Annotated in this window: 17 protein-coding genes and 4 pseudogenes; 6 read left to right on the top strand and 15 right to left on the bottom strand. The window is 36.3% G+C overall.

Annotation, left to right across the window (positions count from 1 at the left end; genetic code table 11):
- The 3 genes and pseudogenes from EJF25_RS21955 to tnpA form a co-directional block, all read right to left on the bottom strand.
- Positions 1-422: pseudogene (locus EJF25_RS21955) on the bottom strand (transposase domain-containing protein); the annotation flags it as partial.
- A 75-nt stretch (positions 423-497) separates the two neighbouring features.
- Complete coding sequence (tnpB, locus tag EJF25_RS21950) at positions 498-866, bottom strand: IS66 family insertion sequence element accessory protein TnpB (RefSeq protein WP_005678154.1); 369 nt, start codon at positions 864-866, stop codon at positions 498-500.
- Positions 850-1,206: an IS66 family insertion sequence element accessory protein TnpA gene (gene tnpA / locus EJF25_RS21945; protein ID WP_125041521.1), complete on the bottom strand. Its 357-nt coding sequence runs from the start codon at positions 1,204-1,206 to the stop codon at positions 850-852. The genes tnpB and tnpA overlap by 17 nt, the downstream gene beginning before the upstream one ends.
- A gap of 74 nt (positions 1,207-1,280) precedes the next feature.
- Here tnpA and EJF25_RS21940 point away from each other — a divergent pair.
- Positions 1,281-1,833, top strand: a pseudogene (locus EJF25_RS21940) (transposase); the annotation flags it as partial.
- Positions 1,834-2,036: 203 nt separating this feature from the next.
- Here the strand turns inward: EJF25_RS21940 and EJF25_RS21935 are convergent.
- The 3 genes from EJF25_RS21935 to EJF25_RS21925 are packed head-to-tail and all read right to left on the bottom strand — an operon-like array spanning position 2,037 to position 4,363.
- Positions 2,037-2,414, bottom strand: a complete 378-nt coding sequence (locus tag EJF25_RS21935) for a hypothetical protein (protein ID WP_125042726.1) — start codon at positions 2,412-2,414, stop codon at positions 2,037-2,039.
- 8 nt (positions 2,415-2,422) lie between these two features.
- The gene (locus tag EJF25_RS21930; RefSeq protein WP_125042725.1) at positions 2,423-3,193 is read right to left on the bottom strand and encodes a hypothetical protein; all 771 of its coding nucleotides are present in this window, start codon (positions 3,191-3,193) and stop codon (positions 2,423-2,425) included.
- A gap of 3 nt (positions 3,194-3,196) precedes the next feature.
- On the bottom strand, positions 3,197-4,363 hold the full coding sequence (locus tag EJF25_RS21925; protein WP_125042724.1) for a hypothetical protein: 1,167 nt from the start codon (positions 4,361-4,363) through the stop codon (positions 3,197-3,199).
- Positions 4,364-4,618: 255 nt separating this feature from the next.
- On the opposite strand from EJF25_RS21925, the pseudogene EJF25_RS21920 reads away from it, so the two are divergent.
- Positions 4,619-5,093, top strand: a pseudogene (locus EJF25_RS21920) (Arm DNA-binding domain-containing protein); the annotation flags it as partial.
- A 327-nt stretch (positions 5,094-5,420) separates the two neighbouring features.
- Here the strand turns inward: EJF25_RS21920 and EJF25_RS21915 are convergent.
- From EJF25_RS21915 to EJF25_RS21885, 9 genes and pseudogenes are all read right to left on the bottom strand, one after another.
- On the bottom strand, positions 5,421-5,900 hold the full coding sequence (locus EJF25_RS21915; RefSeq protein WP_125042723.1) for a hypothetical protein: 480 nt from the start codon (positions 5,898-5,900) through the stop codon (positions 5,421-5,423).
- A 32-nt stretch (positions 5,901-5,932) separates the two neighbouring features.
- Positions 5,933-7,297, bottom strand: a complete 1,365-nt coding sequence (locus tag EJF25_RS21910) for an AAA family ATPase (RefSeq protein WP_125042722.1) — start codon at positions 7,295-7,297, stop codon at positions 5,933-5,935.
- A gap of 182 nt (positions 7,298-7,479) precedes the next feature.
- The gene (locus EJF25_RS25950; RefSeq protein WP_235016894.1) at positions 7,480-7,587 is read right to left on the bottom strand and encodes a hypothetical protein; all 108 of its coding nucleotides are present in this window, start codon (positions 7,585-7,587) and stop codon (positions 7,480-7,482) included.
- A 264-nt stretch (positions 7,588-7,851) separates the two neighbouring features.
- The gene (locus EJF25_RS25945; protein WP_235016893.1) at positions 7,852-8,145 is read right to left on the bottom strand and encodes a hypothetical protein; all 294 of its coding nucleotides are present in this window, start codon (positions 8,143-8,145) and stop codon (positions 7,852-7,854) included.
- 9 nt (positions 8,146-8,154) lie between these two features.
- Positions 8,155-9,735, bottom strand: a complete 1,581-nt coding sequence (locus EJF25_RS21900) for a DndE family protein (protein WP_125042721.1) — start codon at positions 9,733-9,735, stop codon at positions 8,155-8,157.
- Positions 9,725-10,588 (bottom strand): AAA family ATPase, encoded by an 864-nt coding sequence (locus EJF25_RS25940; protein WP_235016892.1) that lies wholly within the window; start codon positions 10,586-10,588, stop codon positions 9,725-9,727. The genes EJF25_RS21900 and EJF25_RS25940 overlap by 11 nt, the downstream gene beginning before the upstream one ends.
- Before the next feature lie 143 nt (positions 10,589-10,731).
- Positions 10,732-11,838: an AAA family ATPase gene (locus EJF25_RS25935; RefSeq protein ID WP_235016891.1), complete on the bottom strand. Its 1,107-nt coding sequence runs from the start codon at positions 11,836-11,838 to the stop codon at positions 10,732-10,734.
- Entirely contained in the window at positions 11,835-13,175 is a 1,341-nt protein-coding gene (gene dndC, locus EJF25_RS21890) for a DNA phosphorothioation system sulfurtransferase DndC (protein WP_125042720.1), read from the bottom strand. The genes EJF25_RS25935 and dndC overlap by 4 nt, the downstream gene beginning before the upstream one ends.
- Before the next feature lie 33 nt (positions 13,176-13,208).
- Positions 13,209-13,428: pseudogene (locus tag EJF25_RS21885) on the bottom strand (helix-turn-helix domain-containing protein).
- Between the two features lie 807 nt (positions 13,429-14,235).
- Here EJF25_RS21885 and EJF25_RS21875 point away from each other — a divergent pair.
- The 4 genes from EJF25_RS21875 to EJF25_RS26840 all read left to right on the top strand — a co-directional run bounded on the left by EJF25_RS21875 (position 14,236) and on the right by EJF25_RS26840 (position 17,097).
- Positions 14,236-15,531, top strand: coding sequence for a DUF3945 domain-containing protein (locus EJF25_RS21875; protein WP_125042719.1), 1,296 nt, complete (start codon positions 14,236-14,238; stop codon positions 15,529-15,531).
- 104 nt (positions 15,532-15,635) lie between these two features.
- Positions 15,636-16,079: a DUF1896 domain-containing protein gene (locus tag EJF25_RS21870; protein ID WP_125042718.1), complete on the top strand. Its 444-nt coding sequence runs from the start codon at positions 15,636-15,638 to the stop codon at positions 16,077-16,079.
- Positions 16,069-16,248, top strand: a complete 180-nt coding sequence (locus EJF25_RS25195) for a hypothetical protein (protein WP_008647065.1) — start codon at positions 16,069-16,071, stop codon at positions 16,246-16,248. The genes EJF25_RS21870 and EJF25_RS25195 overlap by 11 nt, the downstream gene beginning before the upstream one ends.
- A gap of 141 nt (positions 16,249-16,389) precedes the next feature.
- Positions 16,390-17,097, top strand: coding sequence for an N-6 DNA methylase (locus EJF25_RS26840; RefSeq protein ID WP_496109599.1), 708 nt, complete (start codon positions 16,390-16,392; stop codon positions 17,095-17,097).
- Positions 17,098-17,307 lie beyond the last annotated feature (210 nt).

Raw genomic sequence — 17,307 nt, 5'->3', positions numbered from 1 at the left:
CTATACGACGATATCGATTCAGATCCACATTATCAGGTTCGACAATGACTCCACAACGGGCAGCCCCTCTAACAGTTTCCCGATTACGGCGGATTCTTTTTCTTTCCGTCCGTTTACATGTCCTAGTGCCTACGCCAGTCTCCACAAGATCCGTTTCCTCTTGCCTGGGATTAGCCAAGGTATCAAACAAGGCAAGCTGGTTGGGATCCAAGGATGCCAGCTTTTCACTCTTTCTGCCGAAAAGCTGTCTGTTTAACCAGGCTACTTGCGACAGGAGTTCCTGTACTTTTTGCTGCAGTTCTCCCGTCTGTTCCATAAGTTTTCTGATTTGATTCTACAAGGGTACGATTTGTCTCCAGAAGCCCTTTTATTTGCTCCTGTTGATTCTTGATTATTAGTTCCATCGTATCTGTATGAATCATTCTTTTTAGTATCTTATTATAATGTAAAGATACTGAAAATCGTACAGCTATACAAGTTTAGGAAGCTCTTTTTAATCAATAAAATCCTTCTTTTCGACCGGCTTTAAGACGTTTGAGTCTATCACTCGGATTATCGGTTATGCCTTCCACCATCAGTACTAAATCACGCCATTCCATGGGATAGGAACGGCTTTCACTATCATAGGAAGGAAGTCTGAAGGTACCTTCCTCAAGGCGTTTTATGTATAAAACCATACCTCCGTCTTCGGCATGCAGAAGTTTCATGGTTGTTCTGCTTCGGTTGACAAAGATAAACACATCGCCAAGTCGAACGTCATATCCCATTTTATCATGAACAAGCCCACAAAGGGAATTTATTCCTTTGCGCATATCTGTCTTCCCGGGACACAGGAAGTAGCGCATCGTATCATTCAGGCAGAACATGGCTACATAATTTACTGATCAGGCCATAAATAATCTCCGGATTACTTAGGATGTTGAGGTGGATCTTTATGTCGGATGGAAGTTCTATGGTTACATGCCTGTCACCACATGATGAAGTGGGAATGGCAGGAGTATGATTAATATTAAGAGGGATAAACGAATCACCTGTAGGTTCGGTGTGTTTGGTATATGGGTGACTCAATCCATATTTCTTCTTCCAATAATGAAAACAGGAAGCAGGATACGATTCATTATCACAGAAATCCTTTATGGTTAGTCCGCTGGACTGTTGGCGCTGATATAGCGCTAAAAACTCTTCTTTACTCATTGATCGTTTCATAACTACGTTTTTGAACGCAAAGTAATAGAAGAGTTTTTAGGTCTACAATGTGTACTTTATCGGATGCTTACTCAACAGCGATGTCTGCAATTTACAATGAACCAAATGCTTACTATATATTTAACAGAGCATATAATTCATTCAAGGAACTATATCACAGGCTCTTTCTTTGTAGTAAAAGCAAAGTCGAATCTGAAATGTACGTTTTGTAAATGGAAACGTAGATTGCCAAAGAATATACTCTCTGATGCAGAAGTGAAATTGTTAGGATATACCTCCGAAAAGAAGTATCCAGAATCTCAGGTCATTAGATTCTATGATGAAGAAGATGATTGTGAATTTACTTTCCTAACAAATGCCAAACATATATCTGCACTTGACATGGCTAATCTTTATAAAAAAGATGGCTCGTGGAACTGTTTTTCAAATGGTTGAAGCAGCATCTTAAGATAAAAAAGTTCTGGGGTACCACTGAAAATGCAGTTCAAATCGTTCAACCTACGAGGTTCTACAGATTTTGAGCATCTCATTAACGGATAAACACCTTTACAAGAGTTGTTCAATATGACTTATTTCAATGATGTCAAAGAGCAATTTAATACCCTTTTTCCGGGCTTGTTTGATTAATATTTAATTCATCCCAATTTAATGGGACACTAATGAATACACATAAGATACAACTGTATGGATGATAATATTAATCTGATATATTCCCCATTTCAGAGAGTTATTCCTCTCCCAAAAAGAATAAACATCGTAAATTTGTTAAAAATAACAATACAATATCAGCATATTATTCCATAATTGACAAAGTAATAAGATACAAAATATTATATATCATTATATACTTCTCTCATTTTTCTTTTATTTATCTTCCATGAATAATCTTTATCAAGAACAAAAAGTCCTTTTTTATCATTCTTATCTAATTTACAATCTTGTAACAATATAAAGATTAGTTTCTCATAACATTCTGCTATAGCTGTCATTTCCTCTGAATATTCAAGCAAATTTCTCATTTCATGAATAATCATATTTCTTAAAGTGTACATATAGTCTTGAAAGCTATTCAATTTGCTACTATCTTTACCCATTAATACGAACAATGATTTAACAGCTTCAATAAAATCATTATAGTAAGGATCTGTTTGGCTTACATTGTCATAGATTCTATTTATTAATTCTTTTTCTTTTGTACTTTCTTGCAACCTTTCTCTTAATTCGTTTTAGTGCAAGCCCCTGTATTATAACTAGATATGACAGAAAAATAAATATCATCAAATGCAAATGACATTAATATTTCTATCACTTGATAAAGAGAGATATATCTAAAAAAAGGATTTGTATTATTGGGCAATATGTAAGAATACAAATGTTTGAAAAATAATAAATGGTGATATTTCTCATGTATTAATCTTAGATTTATTTTACGTAATGAGCCATTACTTTTTGCTTCTTTTATTTCACGATTCTTTAACTGAGAAGAATACAAATCTCCAAAGTTGGCAGACAAAGGATCATCAAAAGTATAAAAGCCATTATCATATAAAGATGGAATTACATGATCAATTTCCGAAAGAGAGAGAGAATCTTGATTATAAATAAATATAATAACAGAATCAGGAAGTATATCTGTTATTTCAAAATCTAAATCATTTAGAAGTTTTTTTTTGATACAAAAAGTCAATAATTTGCGAAGCGAAATATCTGCATATTTTAATAAATAATCATCCAAATCAGACAAATAATCAATATCTGTATTACATAATAGATTTATGGGAATAATCCAACCTACTCTATTCTTTCTTTTTCCACGATAAAGATTCACTTCATAATAATCACTTTCTGCTACAAAATATGGACTAGCTAAAAACAATAAACCATAATTGTCCTCATCAAAATCACTTTGAGGTATATATGAATGGCAGTTGTAAATATTTCCATTATCCTCAAAAGATATACTATTATTTATATAATCGTATTTCATAACTTAATTATCTCTATCATATGCCTGTCTTGCTTGTTTTACAGATGCACTAGCTGATAAAAAATAATCTCCTCGCTTATCAAAGTAGATACGGAAAAAATGATAGAAAAAACACCTTTGTGAATTTCCAATTTTTTTTGAACTTATTCGAATTTCATTTAACTCCACTAATAAATTCAGAATACCTTCGTATAAATTGTCAATATCTATCAAATCAATATTACTTATTAAATCCTTTATTCTTTCATAAGTTTCTAATTCTATTAATCTAGATATAGCTGCTCCAAAACCAGTTAATGGTTGAGATTTATTAAATATAGTATATGCATTTTTTCCAAAAAGATTATCTTGATTTTCTCGAGAAATATCTAATTTAATATCCTTATCCCCTATTGCATTAACAACTTTGTTAATAAACAAAGTATAAACTGTCATCAAATCTCCAAACAAATCGGCTTCATTTCTCAATTTAGACAGATTATCAAAGGATTTTATTGTTGATAAAAGCTTTTCCCTTGTTATTTGCAAATAATCATTCTCTAAAAATGATGTAAAAGCATCTATTGCATCACTAAATCTATAAAAACCTAATTTATTTAAGTTTTCACTTTCTGTATCTTTTATCAATCTAAAATTTGATTCATTTTGTGCATTAATTAAATCTGAATAAATTATTTCTATTTGATGGCGCAAATTCATAGGAGTTTGTCCTGTGTTTAAAGTTAACATTCTATATAAAACTCCTTCCTTATTTAAACCTAAATAAATTTCAATTCTCACAGGATTGGCTAAAGCAGACTTATCAATATAACCTTTTTCCACATCAATGCATATATCTTGTATAGTAAAAGTTCTTTGAAGTCCATCTAAGATGAATATATTTCGCTTGTTTTCTATTATAATTTTCTTTACTAAGTCCAAATTGTTTCTTTCTTCTTCATCAATATTAACATTCATAGCTAAAACAATTGGAGGTATCACACATCCCGTTATAAGATCCTGTTTTAAAAGAGCATAGATGGTCTTTGAAGATCGAACCTTATTTCTTTGAAACTCATTATCAAGCATAGAACTTTTAATAAATTCATAGTACTCAATTAATGACAATTCCATAATAATATTATAGGATTGAATCTTTTTATCATAAATTGCTGATGATAGTATTTCCATATCTGTTATACGTTTTTATATCTGTTACTTCACTACGTACAAATATAACAAATATATCTGGAATAACCTCATAAAAAGGGACAAATGTACCTGAATGGCTTATAAATAAGGCGTTTGTGGTGACAAATAAGGACAAGGGTAGAAACGGGGTAACCTCCGCATGGCTCCGTTTGGCTTACATTCCCCAACTTGTTGACACATAACTTTACAAACAAAAATAAGTATGGCAAAAGTACATTCAAAGTGTTGTTTTACATGAACGACAGCAAGGAGAAAAATGGCATTGTCCCCATCATGGAGCGGGTTACAATCAACGAGATTGTGACACGCAGTTCAGCTGCAAACAGAGCATTCCGAAAATGCTTTGGGACGTGAAAGGTGACAAGACGAAAGGCAAGAGTAGGAACATGTGACATTAATCTTGCTCTTAACAACATCAAGGTACAAATCATCAAGCACTATCAAAATTATCGACCGTGAAGCATTCGTAACGGCAGAAATGATACGCAACGCCTATCAGGGAATCGGAAGCGAATATGAAACATTGCTCGGAGTGCTTGACAAGGACAACGCCACTTTTCAAAAACATGCAGGAACTGACCGTGTAAAGGGTGCCTACATGGAGAGAGTTCGGGCAAAAAATCATGTGCCAACATTCATCAAAGCGAACTACAAATGCAGTAATTTGTCTATGCTTGAACTTACTCCTTATTTTATCAAGGAGTCTGCCGTATTACCACCTAATTACTGGAAACAGAAAATTCCAATGAAATCTAATGATACTCTAATGAAAAGCATATCATAAACAGAGAATCGCCATAAACTTTACAGATTTATATAACGATTCTATAATTTATACAGATACTTTACCGAGAGCTTACCTTATATGAAAAGCATTAATTATTTCCAACTTGTCATTGATTCCGATAACAAGCCTTTCGCCGCGAGAGTTGCAAACGCAACCTTCTCATAAACAACATCGTAACGGTCATTCACACACTCTTTTAATTGCACCTACCCAACCTTAGCCAACTCGCGCATCTGAAGCAATTCCTGCTCAGTCATTAGTGACAAGTATATTCTTGATAGTTGCAAAAATAGGGATAAAGTTATGCCAACTTTCCTCAGAAATGATCACGTTTCCATTTATGATTGCTTCTACAAAGTCGTCTTTTTTTGCTAGAAAATTTGTATCATTGGAATCATAAACGGCTTGACCTCCATTATTTTCAATAATTTTATCCTTTCCCTTCCCTTTAGGGAGTTTTAGTGTAAGAGATTCTGTATTATGCCACATAGATTGTTTTGTAAATTCAGTACCGAAAAACAATCTACATCCATTAGGTAAAACAGTTTTTATTTCTGCATCAGAATATAAATATTCAATCGAAATCTTTGTTTGATTATTACGAAATCTCATTTCGGGTATAGGAATACAAAAACCATACACTTTATTTCCAAATGAGTAGAACTCGGATGTTTGAGCATTTACTGCTTGAAGAATTTTATCATTGTCTCGGTCAAAAATACCTATCACAATATTGGTTCGAGAAACTTTGCCTAATTGTTCTAATAAAGAAAATAATTCATATCTCCATCAGGCTGCTTACAAACCTCAATACATGCGAATTTAAGGTCTGTTATTGATAACATTTCCTTAGCTTTTAAAATATGTTTTATATCTGTTTTCCCCTCTGTTATTACAATAGGTTTAGTTTGTTCTGCTATTTTCTCTTTGACTGTTGCTAATTCCTTTGCAAAATTATTATTTTCACTGACAAAAAGATTATATACTGATTTATATAATTCTGTATTTCGAGGTACAGTTATTAACCCGTTATTATCTAAATCAATTAGTTTTGCTCTATGCTGTTGCATTTCTCCAAGCCCCATTGTTAGAAATGGAGAATGGGAACTAACAATAAACTGTATTTTAGGGAAAAGATTAAATAGTTTGGGAAGAATATTGTATTGAAGCGTTATATGAAGATGTTTGTCTATTTCATCTATAAGCACAATACCTTCACAGTTTAACGTCTGCCCTATACGATCCGATTGATGTAATATCTCTCCAAATAAACATAAGAGGGCAGCCTCCCCAGAAGAAATTTCAAAAATAGATGGATATATAATTTCACCATTATCGTATACTACTGAAATTCTTGTAGAACTGTCATTTCTTTGTCCGATTCCAAGCCGAACGTTAGTTTTCGTCTTTGTTTCTAAAGCTAATGAGAGCAACTGATTTAATGCTTGCCTTAATTGCAATGACTTTTCATCTTTATATAGTGACCAATCAAGAACCAAGTCCATTAACCAATTAGCTAATTGGGGTAAATCACTTACAACTTCTATCGGATTAGTTAAATATCCAGAATATTTAGGAGATATGTCATAAAGTATTTTATCCGAGTAAGAATTATTCAAGAATCCTGGTACTTCAAATCGATAAGCGGGGAAATACGTTAATATTGACGTGCCAAAAATTGAATTAATATTATTCCTTGTACTATTTGATGAAAGAATTTTTGTATTAGCTGATTCTTGTAATTTTATTAGTATTTTACTATATGGTATTTTGTCAATAATATTAATTTGATTATAGCCTTCTTCATCAATATTTCCTGCCAGTTCGATATAATCATACATTTCATTGTTATGTGCAAACCGTATATAAACTAATGCGGGTTCTTTAATATCTAATGAATATCTAGAAGTTACTACACGATAATATTTTTTCTTAAAATCTCCAGAATAAGAATTGTCGTAGGTTACTTTAGCCATTTCATGAAAGGCATCAGCAATTTGAGATAAAATTGTAGTTTTTCCTTTTCCGTTTATTGCGGAAAGGACATTAATGCCGTACTCTTCAAAGTCTAGTTCTAAGTTTCCGAATGGAGCTCTATTAATAAAAACTATTTTTAGAATTTGCATATTTATGTATTAATGACTTTTATGTAGGATTTAACCTTATAAATTATTCATCCTATCTCTATACTATAAAAAGATACTATCTAATGTATTTACATAAATAGACAATTCTTCAGGCTCAATGCCAAAGTGCCTATCTATCATAAAATCTACAATCATATCTCCATCAATGAAGATGATAGGAACTACACCACGTTTATGAAACTTTCTTCAGCTTCTTTAGAAAATGAAGATATTGTAAAGAATAAGCCTTGTTCATATTCGCCTTGAACTGCGCCACGGAATGCGTCAATTTTCCTCCGGCTAATCTTATTAGAGCCCCATTTTTACATTGAAAGGCAACATTCATATAAGCTAAACCAATTTTAAGCTTACTATGGTCATTGATGCCTCCATCATGACTTTTTGGGGTAACGGCCCAATATATGAGCCCCATACTTCTCTAATAAATTTCTGCCAAACAATTCAAAATCATAGGAATTCAATCCTTTTAATTGTTGAATAATTTTTGCTTTAAATTCATGTGTATATTTTATGGTGAAGTTCACTAAGTATAGTTAATAGAGGTACTTTTTTTTGACATTTTCATATTTGGTCTGTATATTAGCAAGTCCAAAAGTGTGATTTCTTTTATCATACAAAAAGTATTTCTTTGAAGATGCCGAAAGATAATCAATCCCAACTGCATGACCTCCAAGTTCGACTTTTAAAACCGATAGCGGATCTTGTACATGAAACTCATACAATGAATTCCCAATTATTTTCGCATAAATTTTCAAAACAGATAAGGTCTCGTCAAAATGTTTTAAAATCTCTATTGCAACTTCAGTGATTGTCCTTCTCTTTTTCATCGTCAAAGATTATTTTTCTTTCCAATACTGAACAACTTCAAACAAATCGCCTTTTTGCAACTCTTTAATGTTAGATACACATTGTCCGTTATCTAATTTTTCAAGATTTCGCATAGTTCGAGATCCATCCTTTTCACTCAGACCTAGGAATTTGTTTATGGCTTTTGTGTTGTTAAGGTCGTTTATCGGCAATAGGAATGCTGTTTCACATTCTTGTGAGAAATCAAAATTACCTTGATTATATTCCGATATGCCTTGAGAGAGCAGGACGATAGAAACTCCATATGAGCGAATCTTCCTAAGCAAGACTTCTAAAATCTCCAAAGACTTCTTTTCGCGGAACAAATCGTGAGCCTCATCAATCATTAACACGTAACGCATACTTCGATTGCCATCAACGACTTCTGTACCGCCCATATTCGTAAATACATTGAAGATGTAGTTTATAATGAGAAAGATTGATGTGAATCGAACTGTACTATCGAGCTCACCTGATAGAGAAAAATAATAATTGTTATTTAGGAAGATACTTGGGTCATTAACTCTTGACGCGAAGAGTTCATATTCACTAAGACGTTCCATAATTTCAGTAAGAGTATCACGGTTATCACCGACCGACTCAATTACCAAATCATAAATTTCCTTCAATGAAGGATGTTTGCCATCTTTATGCTGAATAAACGCTTCTTTGGTAGCATCTTTTAGTGTTTGTTGTTGCTTCTTGCCGATATTGGAGTATTTAGCAATAATGTCAACAAACTTATTTATACCTACCAGTTTATTCTTTTCGTTAACATTATCAATGAACGAAATGGGGTTCAAAGGAAATGGTGTGTGAGGTGCATTTATACATTCTGTATGAGTTTCTGTAAAAAAGTCGCTCATTTTAATTTTGTCATCCTCACTCAATCCCTTAAAATCAAGGAACAGGAAATTGACTTGACCTTGTGTCTGCTTATATAGTTGACGAAGAAACTCTAGTGCGAATTGAGTCTTACCAGAGCCAGACTTTCCTGCTACAGCAATATGTTGATTATTGTAACGAGTGGAGTCGTTGAAACAACAGTATATATTTTCGCCTGTTGAAATATTATAGCCTACTTTTATTTGAATTGGTCCTGAAAAAGAGCTTTTTGTGATATGCTGATTTCGATTCTCAACACAATCGAAGCTTTCTGGGGTATCCTCAATCATATCAATTCCCTTTCTGAAGTATTCAGTTAAGAAATCGAAGAAAGTATATTGTGGATTATTTTCAAACAGATAATTTATCTTTTCTAATCCATGGTCAATATGTAGCTTTATATATTTAGGAATAAGCTCGTCATTTTTAGTTATTCCATATGCCTGACAAATTAAGGCAATATAAAAATCTCTATACTGTCCATCAAACAGAATATGGTCTTTGTATTCTTTGCCTTGTGAATCGTACGCAGAAAATTCCTGTTGGGTAAAGCGTTTACCTGTAGACAGAGAATAGCCTAATGCAATACGAGCTATCACGTTTTCTTTTGTACCTCCAGTAAGTTTTTTTGTTAATTGAGTTACAATGGCTTGATTTTCGCCAGATGTTTTGATATTAATTTGCATATCCGCTATTATTATATTCCTCGAAAAGATTCTCTGGTTTCACTTCAACAAAGTGCGAACCATCCTTCTCATTGTTTATCAAATAGGATTTATTTACAATCGGTTGAATATATTGATATTCTTCTTCCGTCAATTCTTTTTTAAGAAGAGGAAAGAGAATCACTTGCTTTGAAACATTTGGATAGAACTTCGTGAGTACATTCTTTGTATGTTGCGGGTCAAATTTCTGCATTGGGCTATCTATGAAAACAGGAAACTCTATTTCTGTTTCATCAACCAAAGCACTTAAAAGTGCAGATGCAAACATTTGGCGTTCACCCATGGAAAGAATACTATTGTCAATTTTTTTATCATCATATCCAAATAGACAAATGTCAACATCATCACCGTTGCCATTGATGTCAACAATTACTTTCTTAACAAGATTGGTCTTATGCAAATAAGATTGAAGTTTTGCTTCCAATTTCTTTGCAAGAGCCTTTTTCTTTTCTTCCTTAAAACGAATAAGGAATTTTTGTATTGTGTGAATAAGGCGTGTAGCCTCGTTATCAACCGCACGATTTTGATCCGAAACATTTATTTTTTTTGAGAGAATTTCCTTTTGTTTTTTATGAGCAATCACTTGGTCTTTAAGTGTCTCTATTTCGCTTTGCTTTTTCCCGATTTCTTCTCCGATAGAATCTATTTGACGGTCGATATTTTCTTTTCGTGTCCTCAAATTTTGAACATAATCACTTTCTGCCTTTTTCTCAGCCTCGCGAATGTTTTTCTCAATCGTGTATAATTCGGCTTTAGCTTTCGTATATTTATTGATTAGATTTTCAAAAGAAGATTTACTCTCTTTGATTTTCATAATGATACGCATAAACTCTTCGACTTGTCCTTGGCTAAAATCATGCAATGTACAGAAGTGTTCAAACTTACTTTCATCTGAAACATTGTAAAAATGCTTTTTGATGAGTTGCCTGATTTGAGATTCGTAGAAATTCCGAGCTTTTATATCAATGGGGAAAGGCAGTTTTCTCTTTGCTTCCTCATATCACCAAGTATGACATCAGTTTTATCATTGACCCCTTCCAGTTGGAGTTTATTCTGCTTATATGCTTTTTCCGTTTCTAATTGGGAAGAAAGTTCAGCCATAAGCCCTCCTGCCAAACCAAATGGAATAAGGCTGTATAAATCTTTAAGACTGTCATCTGCTTCCCTTAATACTGTATCAAGCTCCGTCTTTCGTTCTTTTAATCTCACCAATTCATCTTCTGACATCATGTCACCTTCCCTAATCAATTTTGATTGAAGTTCAGCCGAATTATGACGTTTGATTACTCTGTCATCTTCCAAATTGGTAATTTCTTCGGACAATCGATCTATTTCGCTTTCTTTGAAATCAATATCCGCAATTAATGCATTAAACTCACGTTTCTCTTGTGGTTTGGCAGATGCTTTTCTATAGTCATCCTGAATTCTGACTAATTCATTTTTCAAATCCTCATATTTTTGTATCCCAAGAACTTGAGAATACGCAAGACTTAAATCCCTACGTTGTTCTGGTGTGTTGATCTGAGCAAACGAAACAATCTTTTCAGCATCAAAGAAAAAGAATTTTGCAATTTCTATTGGGAGTATATAATCTCGGATAAATATCTCCTCTTCTTTTGTGATTTCCTCTTTTGACCCTGTGAACAGATCGTTCTTTCGACCATCAATCAAAATTTCTAACTCGTCATCATAATTCGTTGCGCTATCATATGAACGAACAATTGTTATTTCAGTACAAGGAGTATCAGGGATTTCTACATCTGTAAATGTTACGGACACAGAAAATCGGGTTTCACCTTCTTTCTGTGCAGCAAAGTTGAGACTGTTTCCGATGTACTTGCTATAACCTCCTTTTTCGTCAATTTCTTTACGGTATAGTTCATCGACTTTTCCCATGTTCTTACCATATAGGCACCAAACTAATGACATGAGAAAAGTTGTTTTACCGAAACCATTATTACCACTGACGATAACCAGATTCCTATTCCCATCTGGAAAAAGTTCAATTCTATTCTTTCCTTTATAAATTCGGAAATTATCAAGTTCTATTTCGCGTATCGTCATGATTTCTTTTTATTTACGAATTCCTCTAAACGAGACTCAATTTCCGTTTTTAAGCCACGGCGCCGTTGCATGAGTGACTTGCTTTTCTGAAGCATAAGAAGTTGCTCAATCAATTCGCCTTCTTCAATGTTTTCTTGGCAAATTTCTCGCATCAAGTCTGCTTCCAATTTATTTTTTATTTTGCCCTCTTCCATATCTAATGAGGAATTATAGATTTTGTTATAGATTTCTGATACTTGATGTGCAAAGTTAAAATCTCGATACCAATTCACTTGAATTGCAATCAATTCCTGATCAGTAATGAGCTTCATTTCTGGATTATGCTGTTGCAACTCATGTTGAACATTCAGCAAACCTTCCAACATTTTCGCCCTATATGTAAATGTATAAGGTCCCATATCGTTTACTGCTCTTCTTCCATCACGTCGCAAAGGGAATCGGTTCTCAATAATATTTCGTTCTTTGTCTAATCTCAACCTAAAATCATAAAGCGGTTGCATCCATTCTCGCCCATTCTTAATAAGTGAACGCATGGACTTATCATCCTTTACAACCGTACAAGTCCAACATCCGAAACGACTTTGACCGCAAGATCCATGGCTCTTGTCTGTTACAACCGTTGGACATTCGTAATCGTCCGCACTCGCATCAACATAAATATTAAACAAAATTTTGTTATCAAATCCCCAAGGGGAAGGAATAGTGTTTATTATATACCAGACTTCCTCTAACAACAATTCTTTAATTGGTGCATAGACATATGTATTTGCCAATAGTGTATGATTTGTGAGCCGCTTGCCATGAATTTCATGTTTTTTAATGGAGCGAGCACGAGTCGCACTTTCTGCTTTTCTTGTTCCAATTAAAATTATAGCTTCACCACACTCGTCAACTTGCTCTATTATAAAACGAGCTGTAGGCTTAATTTTCATTTTCTCAGTACACCATCTAAATGCTGTATTAGGGACAGGATAGCCCTTTCCGATAACATTCACCCAAAATGAATCCTCCAATCGAGGTGTAGTCTTCCTGACAAAAATAGGTAAGTCTTCTTCCCTTGCTTTCTTTTCTATCTGTTCGAGAACTTGGTCAACATACGATGCAATTATAGGATTTTCAACCATTGTATCATTGCATACTACGTATATTGGTCTGCGAAGCTGGAACGGCCCTGGTAGCTCTTTCAATTTTTCGAGTGCTATCCATACAAGCATTAATAATACAGTCGAATCTTTTCCTCCACTGAATCCTATAATCCATGGTCGAGTAGACTCGTCAGCATACGCATACTGATCAAGTATTTCATCTATTATATATTCAATACGTTTATTTCTCATTTTAGACTTTTTATCATAACTCAGACACTTGATTTATTGCTGAGAAGTTATGAATTTCTTATTCACTAAATCGTCCAAATCCACATCTAATAGACGTGATATTTTAACTAAGGTTTCAAGGTCTGGTTGTGAACTATTCGTGCACCATTTTGAAACTGTGGGATGGATTGACGTTCAATTGCTCACATAGTCATTTATTTGTCCTCTTCTTTTCAGCTAAAACAACTTTCAGGCGGTTTATGTCTGTTCCCATATTAACAAAATTTATTATTTGCCCACAAATATAGTGATTTTCTTTCACTTGGCGAAAGAGACAGATTATTTTATGACAAAACCAACCCAAAATACTGATATGAAATAAAATTTCACTAGGTAATACTTAATTTTTAACGAATTTAAATGACCTTTGTATTAAGATGAGTAACATTGATAGCAACTCACAGCAAAACGCAGAAATAGACAGATTACCTATTCGTTACCTCAACTTTTGCCTCTCTTTCAAACCTCTTATAAATGAAGAGATTATAAAAGTCTTCCAGAATTATTATATTTTCAATCAATTCAAACATAATTTCTTATCTTTCCGAACGACAGTCATTAGTATTAACCAATGGATGTAATAAATAAAAAAATAGCGACTACAACTCCCATCACTGAATTTCACTTATTTATATCTTATGCTAAAGAAGCTCATACTTCTCCAAACTAGAATAAAAGCTTTTCCATTTTCATTTATATGATAATAGCGAATTAGCACCTTCACAATAATAGGCAATGGCTGCACCATCGTGTAAAATAAATTAACTAAATCACTGTTATCTAACAAAGTACTTCTTTCTGGACAATCTTTCGGACGATTTATCTTTTCAATGCAATCAAATCAATTAAAAATAATTTATCATATACAATCATGTCTAGCCATTCCACGCCAATTCCCGCCATTTATTTCCAGCAGTCTTAAAAACGTAATTCCTTATCAATTAATCCTCTATATTCGCATTGACGGGCTAAAGTTTACCCGGTATTGATTAATTATTGTATCACTTAAACTATTAATTTTATGGCTAAGAAAAAGCAAGAGCAACAAGAACAGAGTCAGGACGAGCATGTAATGGCAGTCCTTGACAAGAGAACGAACAAGACCGCAGTCATCTCCAGGATGAACGAACAGGACGGCAACATCGAAGTTGTACCACCCGACAAGAAGAACAGCAACAGCTTCCTCAAACTGGACCGTACCACACCTCTGGAACTGTTCTTCACGAACTTCAAGAACCAGTATCAAAATCCTACAAGCTTCAGTTTCTTCCTTGTACCACTTGCCGTTTTGGACAAAACGCTGAACGCGGTCATCCAGATCCGGAAAGGAGAAGACCCCGGACCGGACGGCAAGAAGATGGTGGAGAACTGTGAACTCAACGACGAGGGGCGTATCGCCAAACTGGCCCGGCGGTATAAGTTTGATGAGCACCAGCTGCCGTGGAAAGATCTGAACGCACTCGGCCTTGACAAGGAGACTCTGTTCAACAACCATTGCATGGGAGAACTTCTCAAAGGCAGGATTACTTCTACCGCCCTACCCATCAGCAAAGAGATAAACGGAGAAAAGAAAGATTTGGGCGAAGCCTGTTTCATGTGTGTGAAGGGTGCGGACGGCAAAGTGGAACTCAAGACACTCACCCGTCTGGACAAGCCCCAATATGATTTGCCGGTCTATAAAGACGTATTCACGGATGAAGAGAAGGACAAACTGGCCGAAACGGGTACGTTGGGAGGAATCAAGGAAATGAAGGACACGCTTACCGGAAATGTATGCAAATGCTATGTCAGTTTCCACGAGTCCACCAACCGCATCATCACCATGCCCGTGGATGCCATCAAAATCCCGGACTACATTTATGGGAAAAGACTGGACGACAAGCAGAAGCAGATACTCGCTTCTGGTGGCGAAGTCCCAATCAATGACATACAGCGCAAGAACGACACCATGCTTTCCGGTGTGGCCTATGTTGATCCGACCATAAGGGACATCGCATTCAAACAGTCCGACAAACAGCTGAAGGTCAGCGATACGATTCTGGGAGCCAAGATAACCCCCGAACAGAAAAAGATACTGGAGAATCACGGAATGGTATTCATTGAGAACATGCGCAATCCCAAGACCAGACAGCTGTTCTCGGATGATGTGCGTTTCAGCAACAAGAGCAACAACCTGCTCATAGGACGCAATGCCCGTGAATACAAACCGGTGGTTGAAAACCCCAAAAACGACAGGAAACAAGAAACAAAGCAGACGGCCCGCCATGTCGTATCTCCCAGACCGCAGGCCAGAAAGAACAGCCTCTCGTTCTCGTAATCCGGCAGCAGGCGGAACGTTTACCAAATCCATATACCCGGTTTCCTCTCAGGTTACCGGGTATGTCACAAATTATTTCCCCATTCAAAATCCAATGACAACAGATGATGATTACACAACATGACAACAACGGAGAACTGTCCTGCTTCAAGTCAGCTCTCCTTTTTTATTTGAGAGAAAGCCATCCGCACATGGCCGATGACAAGGCATTCATCCGGGAGCGTGCGGACAGTGCCGCAGAGGCTTACGAACATGCCATACGTGACGGCCTATCCGTCAGACAGGCTTTGGAACAGGCTGACGCCGTTCTCTATCAGGACTTGCGCTTTTCCCGGTTCGATACGGTTTTCGAGGTCGTATCGGAGTGGTTTCCCGAAGTACGGCCCGAAAGACGGACGGATTTCTGCCTGAAGGTATTGTCACCCGCAGAGGCGGTATTCGGCAAATATTCCATAGACGACAGGTTTGAATCATCCCCGGCCTGTCATACACTTACCGTTGAACTTACAGGTTTCATACAATCTTATATAGAACAATATGGCGTATAACAGACGACAACATCTGGCGGACAACATAGCCGCACTTGAACTGATATTCATGCGTCCGGAGTTCTGTCTTACGGAACAGGGACGCAAGGTCTTGAACGGTTATTCGGGTTTCGGAGGACTGAAGTGCATCCTGAATCCGGCGGAGAAAGATACGGACATAGAAAAATGAAGGTCGGACAAAGAACTGTTTCCCCAGGTCCGGCTGCTGCATGAACTTCTGCGTGAGTATTCCAAAGACGAGAAAGAATACAAGTCATACGTCCAAAGTCTTAAGAATTCCGTCCTCACAGCCTTTTACACACCCGAGCCGGTGGTAACGGCCATGCAGGAAGCCCTGCTGATACCGGAAATCCGCCCGGAACGTTTTCTTGACCCTTCCGCCGGAACGGGCATGTTCATCAGCACTCTGAAAGATGTCCCCGAAATCCATTGCTTCGAGAAGGACAGGCTGACGGGAAGGATACTCTCATCCCTCTATCCGGAAAGCAAGGTGAACATAGAGGGTTTCCAGTCCATACAGCCTTATTATAACGGCTACTTCGATGTTGTTTCTTCCAATATCCCGTTTGGGAATACCAGGATTTATGACCGGGACTTTGACCGGAGTGACGACCCAGTGCGCAAATCCTCACTCGCTGCCGTACACAACTATTTCTTTCTCAAAGGCATGGATACGCTGCGTGAAGGCGGGATACTGGCCTATATCACGACTTCGGGTGTCATGGACTCGCCACAGAACCGTCCCGTCAGGGAGTGGCTGGTAAATCATGCCAATCTCGTTTCTACCATCCGTCTGCCGGACAATCTGTTTACCGATGTGGGTACGGAAGTAGGCAGCGACCTGATCGTATTGCAGAAGAATACCCGAAAATCGGAACTGACCGAAAAGGAACGGACTTTATTGAAACCCGTCTTATATCGGGCAGCATCAATATTAACAACAGCTATGCCGATTTGGACCATATCATCCATACTTCCGTATCCATGGGTAAAAACATGTACGGACAACCGGCCATGAATTTTACCCATGAAGGGGGTATCGGAGCCATTGCCGAACATCTCAGGCAGTTATTGGCACAAGATGTGGGGAACCATCTTGACCGGAAACTTTATGAAGAAAACCTATCCCGCCCCACCGTTTCCACTGCCCTGAAAACCAGACCGGAAGTCGCACCGGAAACAACAGCAGTGGAGCACCGGCAGGAGATGCAGGAAGAAAGTCTCCTTT

It is taken from the genome of Bacteroides faecalis (assembly GCF_003865075.1).
GTDB lineage: Bacteria > Bacteroidota > Bacteroidia > Bacteroidales > Bacteroidaceae > Bacteroides > Bacteroides faecalis.
Note: the sequence above shows the minus strand (reverse complement) of the source record. Positions and strands in the feature narration are given on the sequence as shown.

What these genes read in the sequence shown, in the direction of transcription:
- EJF25_RS21930 (WP_125042725.1), bottom strand. Translation starts at nt 3,193, where the DNA reads ATGAAATACGATTATATAAATAATAGTATATCTTTTGAGGATAATGGA.
- tnpB (WP_005678154.1), bottom strand. Translation starts at nt 866, where the DNA reads ATGTTCTGCCTGAATGATACGATGCGCTACTTCCTGTGTCCCGGGAAG.
- EJF25_RS25935 (WP_235016891.1), bottom strand. Translation starts at nt 11,838, where the DNA reads ATGACGATACGCGAAATAGAACTTGATAATTTCCGAATTTATAAAGGA.
- tnpA (WP_125041521.1), bottom strand. Translation starts at nt 1,206, where the DNA reads ATGAAACGATCAATGAGTAAAGAAGAGTTTTTAGCGCTATATCAGCGC.
- dndC (WP_125042720.1), bottom strand. Translation starts at nt 13,175, where the DNA reads ATGAGAAATAAACGTATTGAATATATAATAGATGAAATACTTGATCAG.
- EJF25_RS25195 (WP_008647065.1), top strand. Translation starts at nt 16,069, where the DNA reads ATGGCGTATAACAGACGACAACATCTGGCGGACAACATAGCCGCACTT.
- EJF25_RS21925 (WP_125042724.1), bottom strand. Translation starts at nt 4,363, where the DNA reads ATGGAAATACTATCATCAGCAATTTATGATAAAAAGATTCAATCCTAT.
- EJF25_RS25940 (WP_235016892.1), bottom strand. Translation starts at nt 10,588, where the DNA reads ATGAAAATCAAAGAGAGTAAATCTTCTTTTGAAAATCTAATCAATAAA.
- EJF25_RS21870 (WP_125042718.1), top strand. Translation starts at nt 15,636, where the DNA reads ATGATGATTACACAACATGACAACAACGGAGAACTGTCCTGCTTCAAG.
- EJF25_RS21910 (WP_125042722.1), bottom strand. Translation starts at nt 7,297, where the DNA reads ATGCAAATTCTAAAAATAGTTTTTATTAATAGAGCTCCATTCGGAAAC.
- EJF25_RS21875 (WP_125042719.1), top strand. Translation starts at nt 14,236, where the DNA reads ATGGCTAAGAAAAAGCAAGAGCAACAAGAACAGAGTCAGGACGAGCAT.
- EJF25_RS25945 (WP_235016893.1), bottom strand. Translation starts at nt 8,145, where the DNA reads ATGAAAAAGAGAAGGACAATCACTGAAGTTGCAATAGAGATTTTAAAA.
- EJF25_RS21900 (WP_125042721.1), bottom strand. Translation starts at nt 9,735, where the DNA reads ATGCAAATTAATATCAAAACATCTGGCGAAAATCAAGCCATTGTAACT.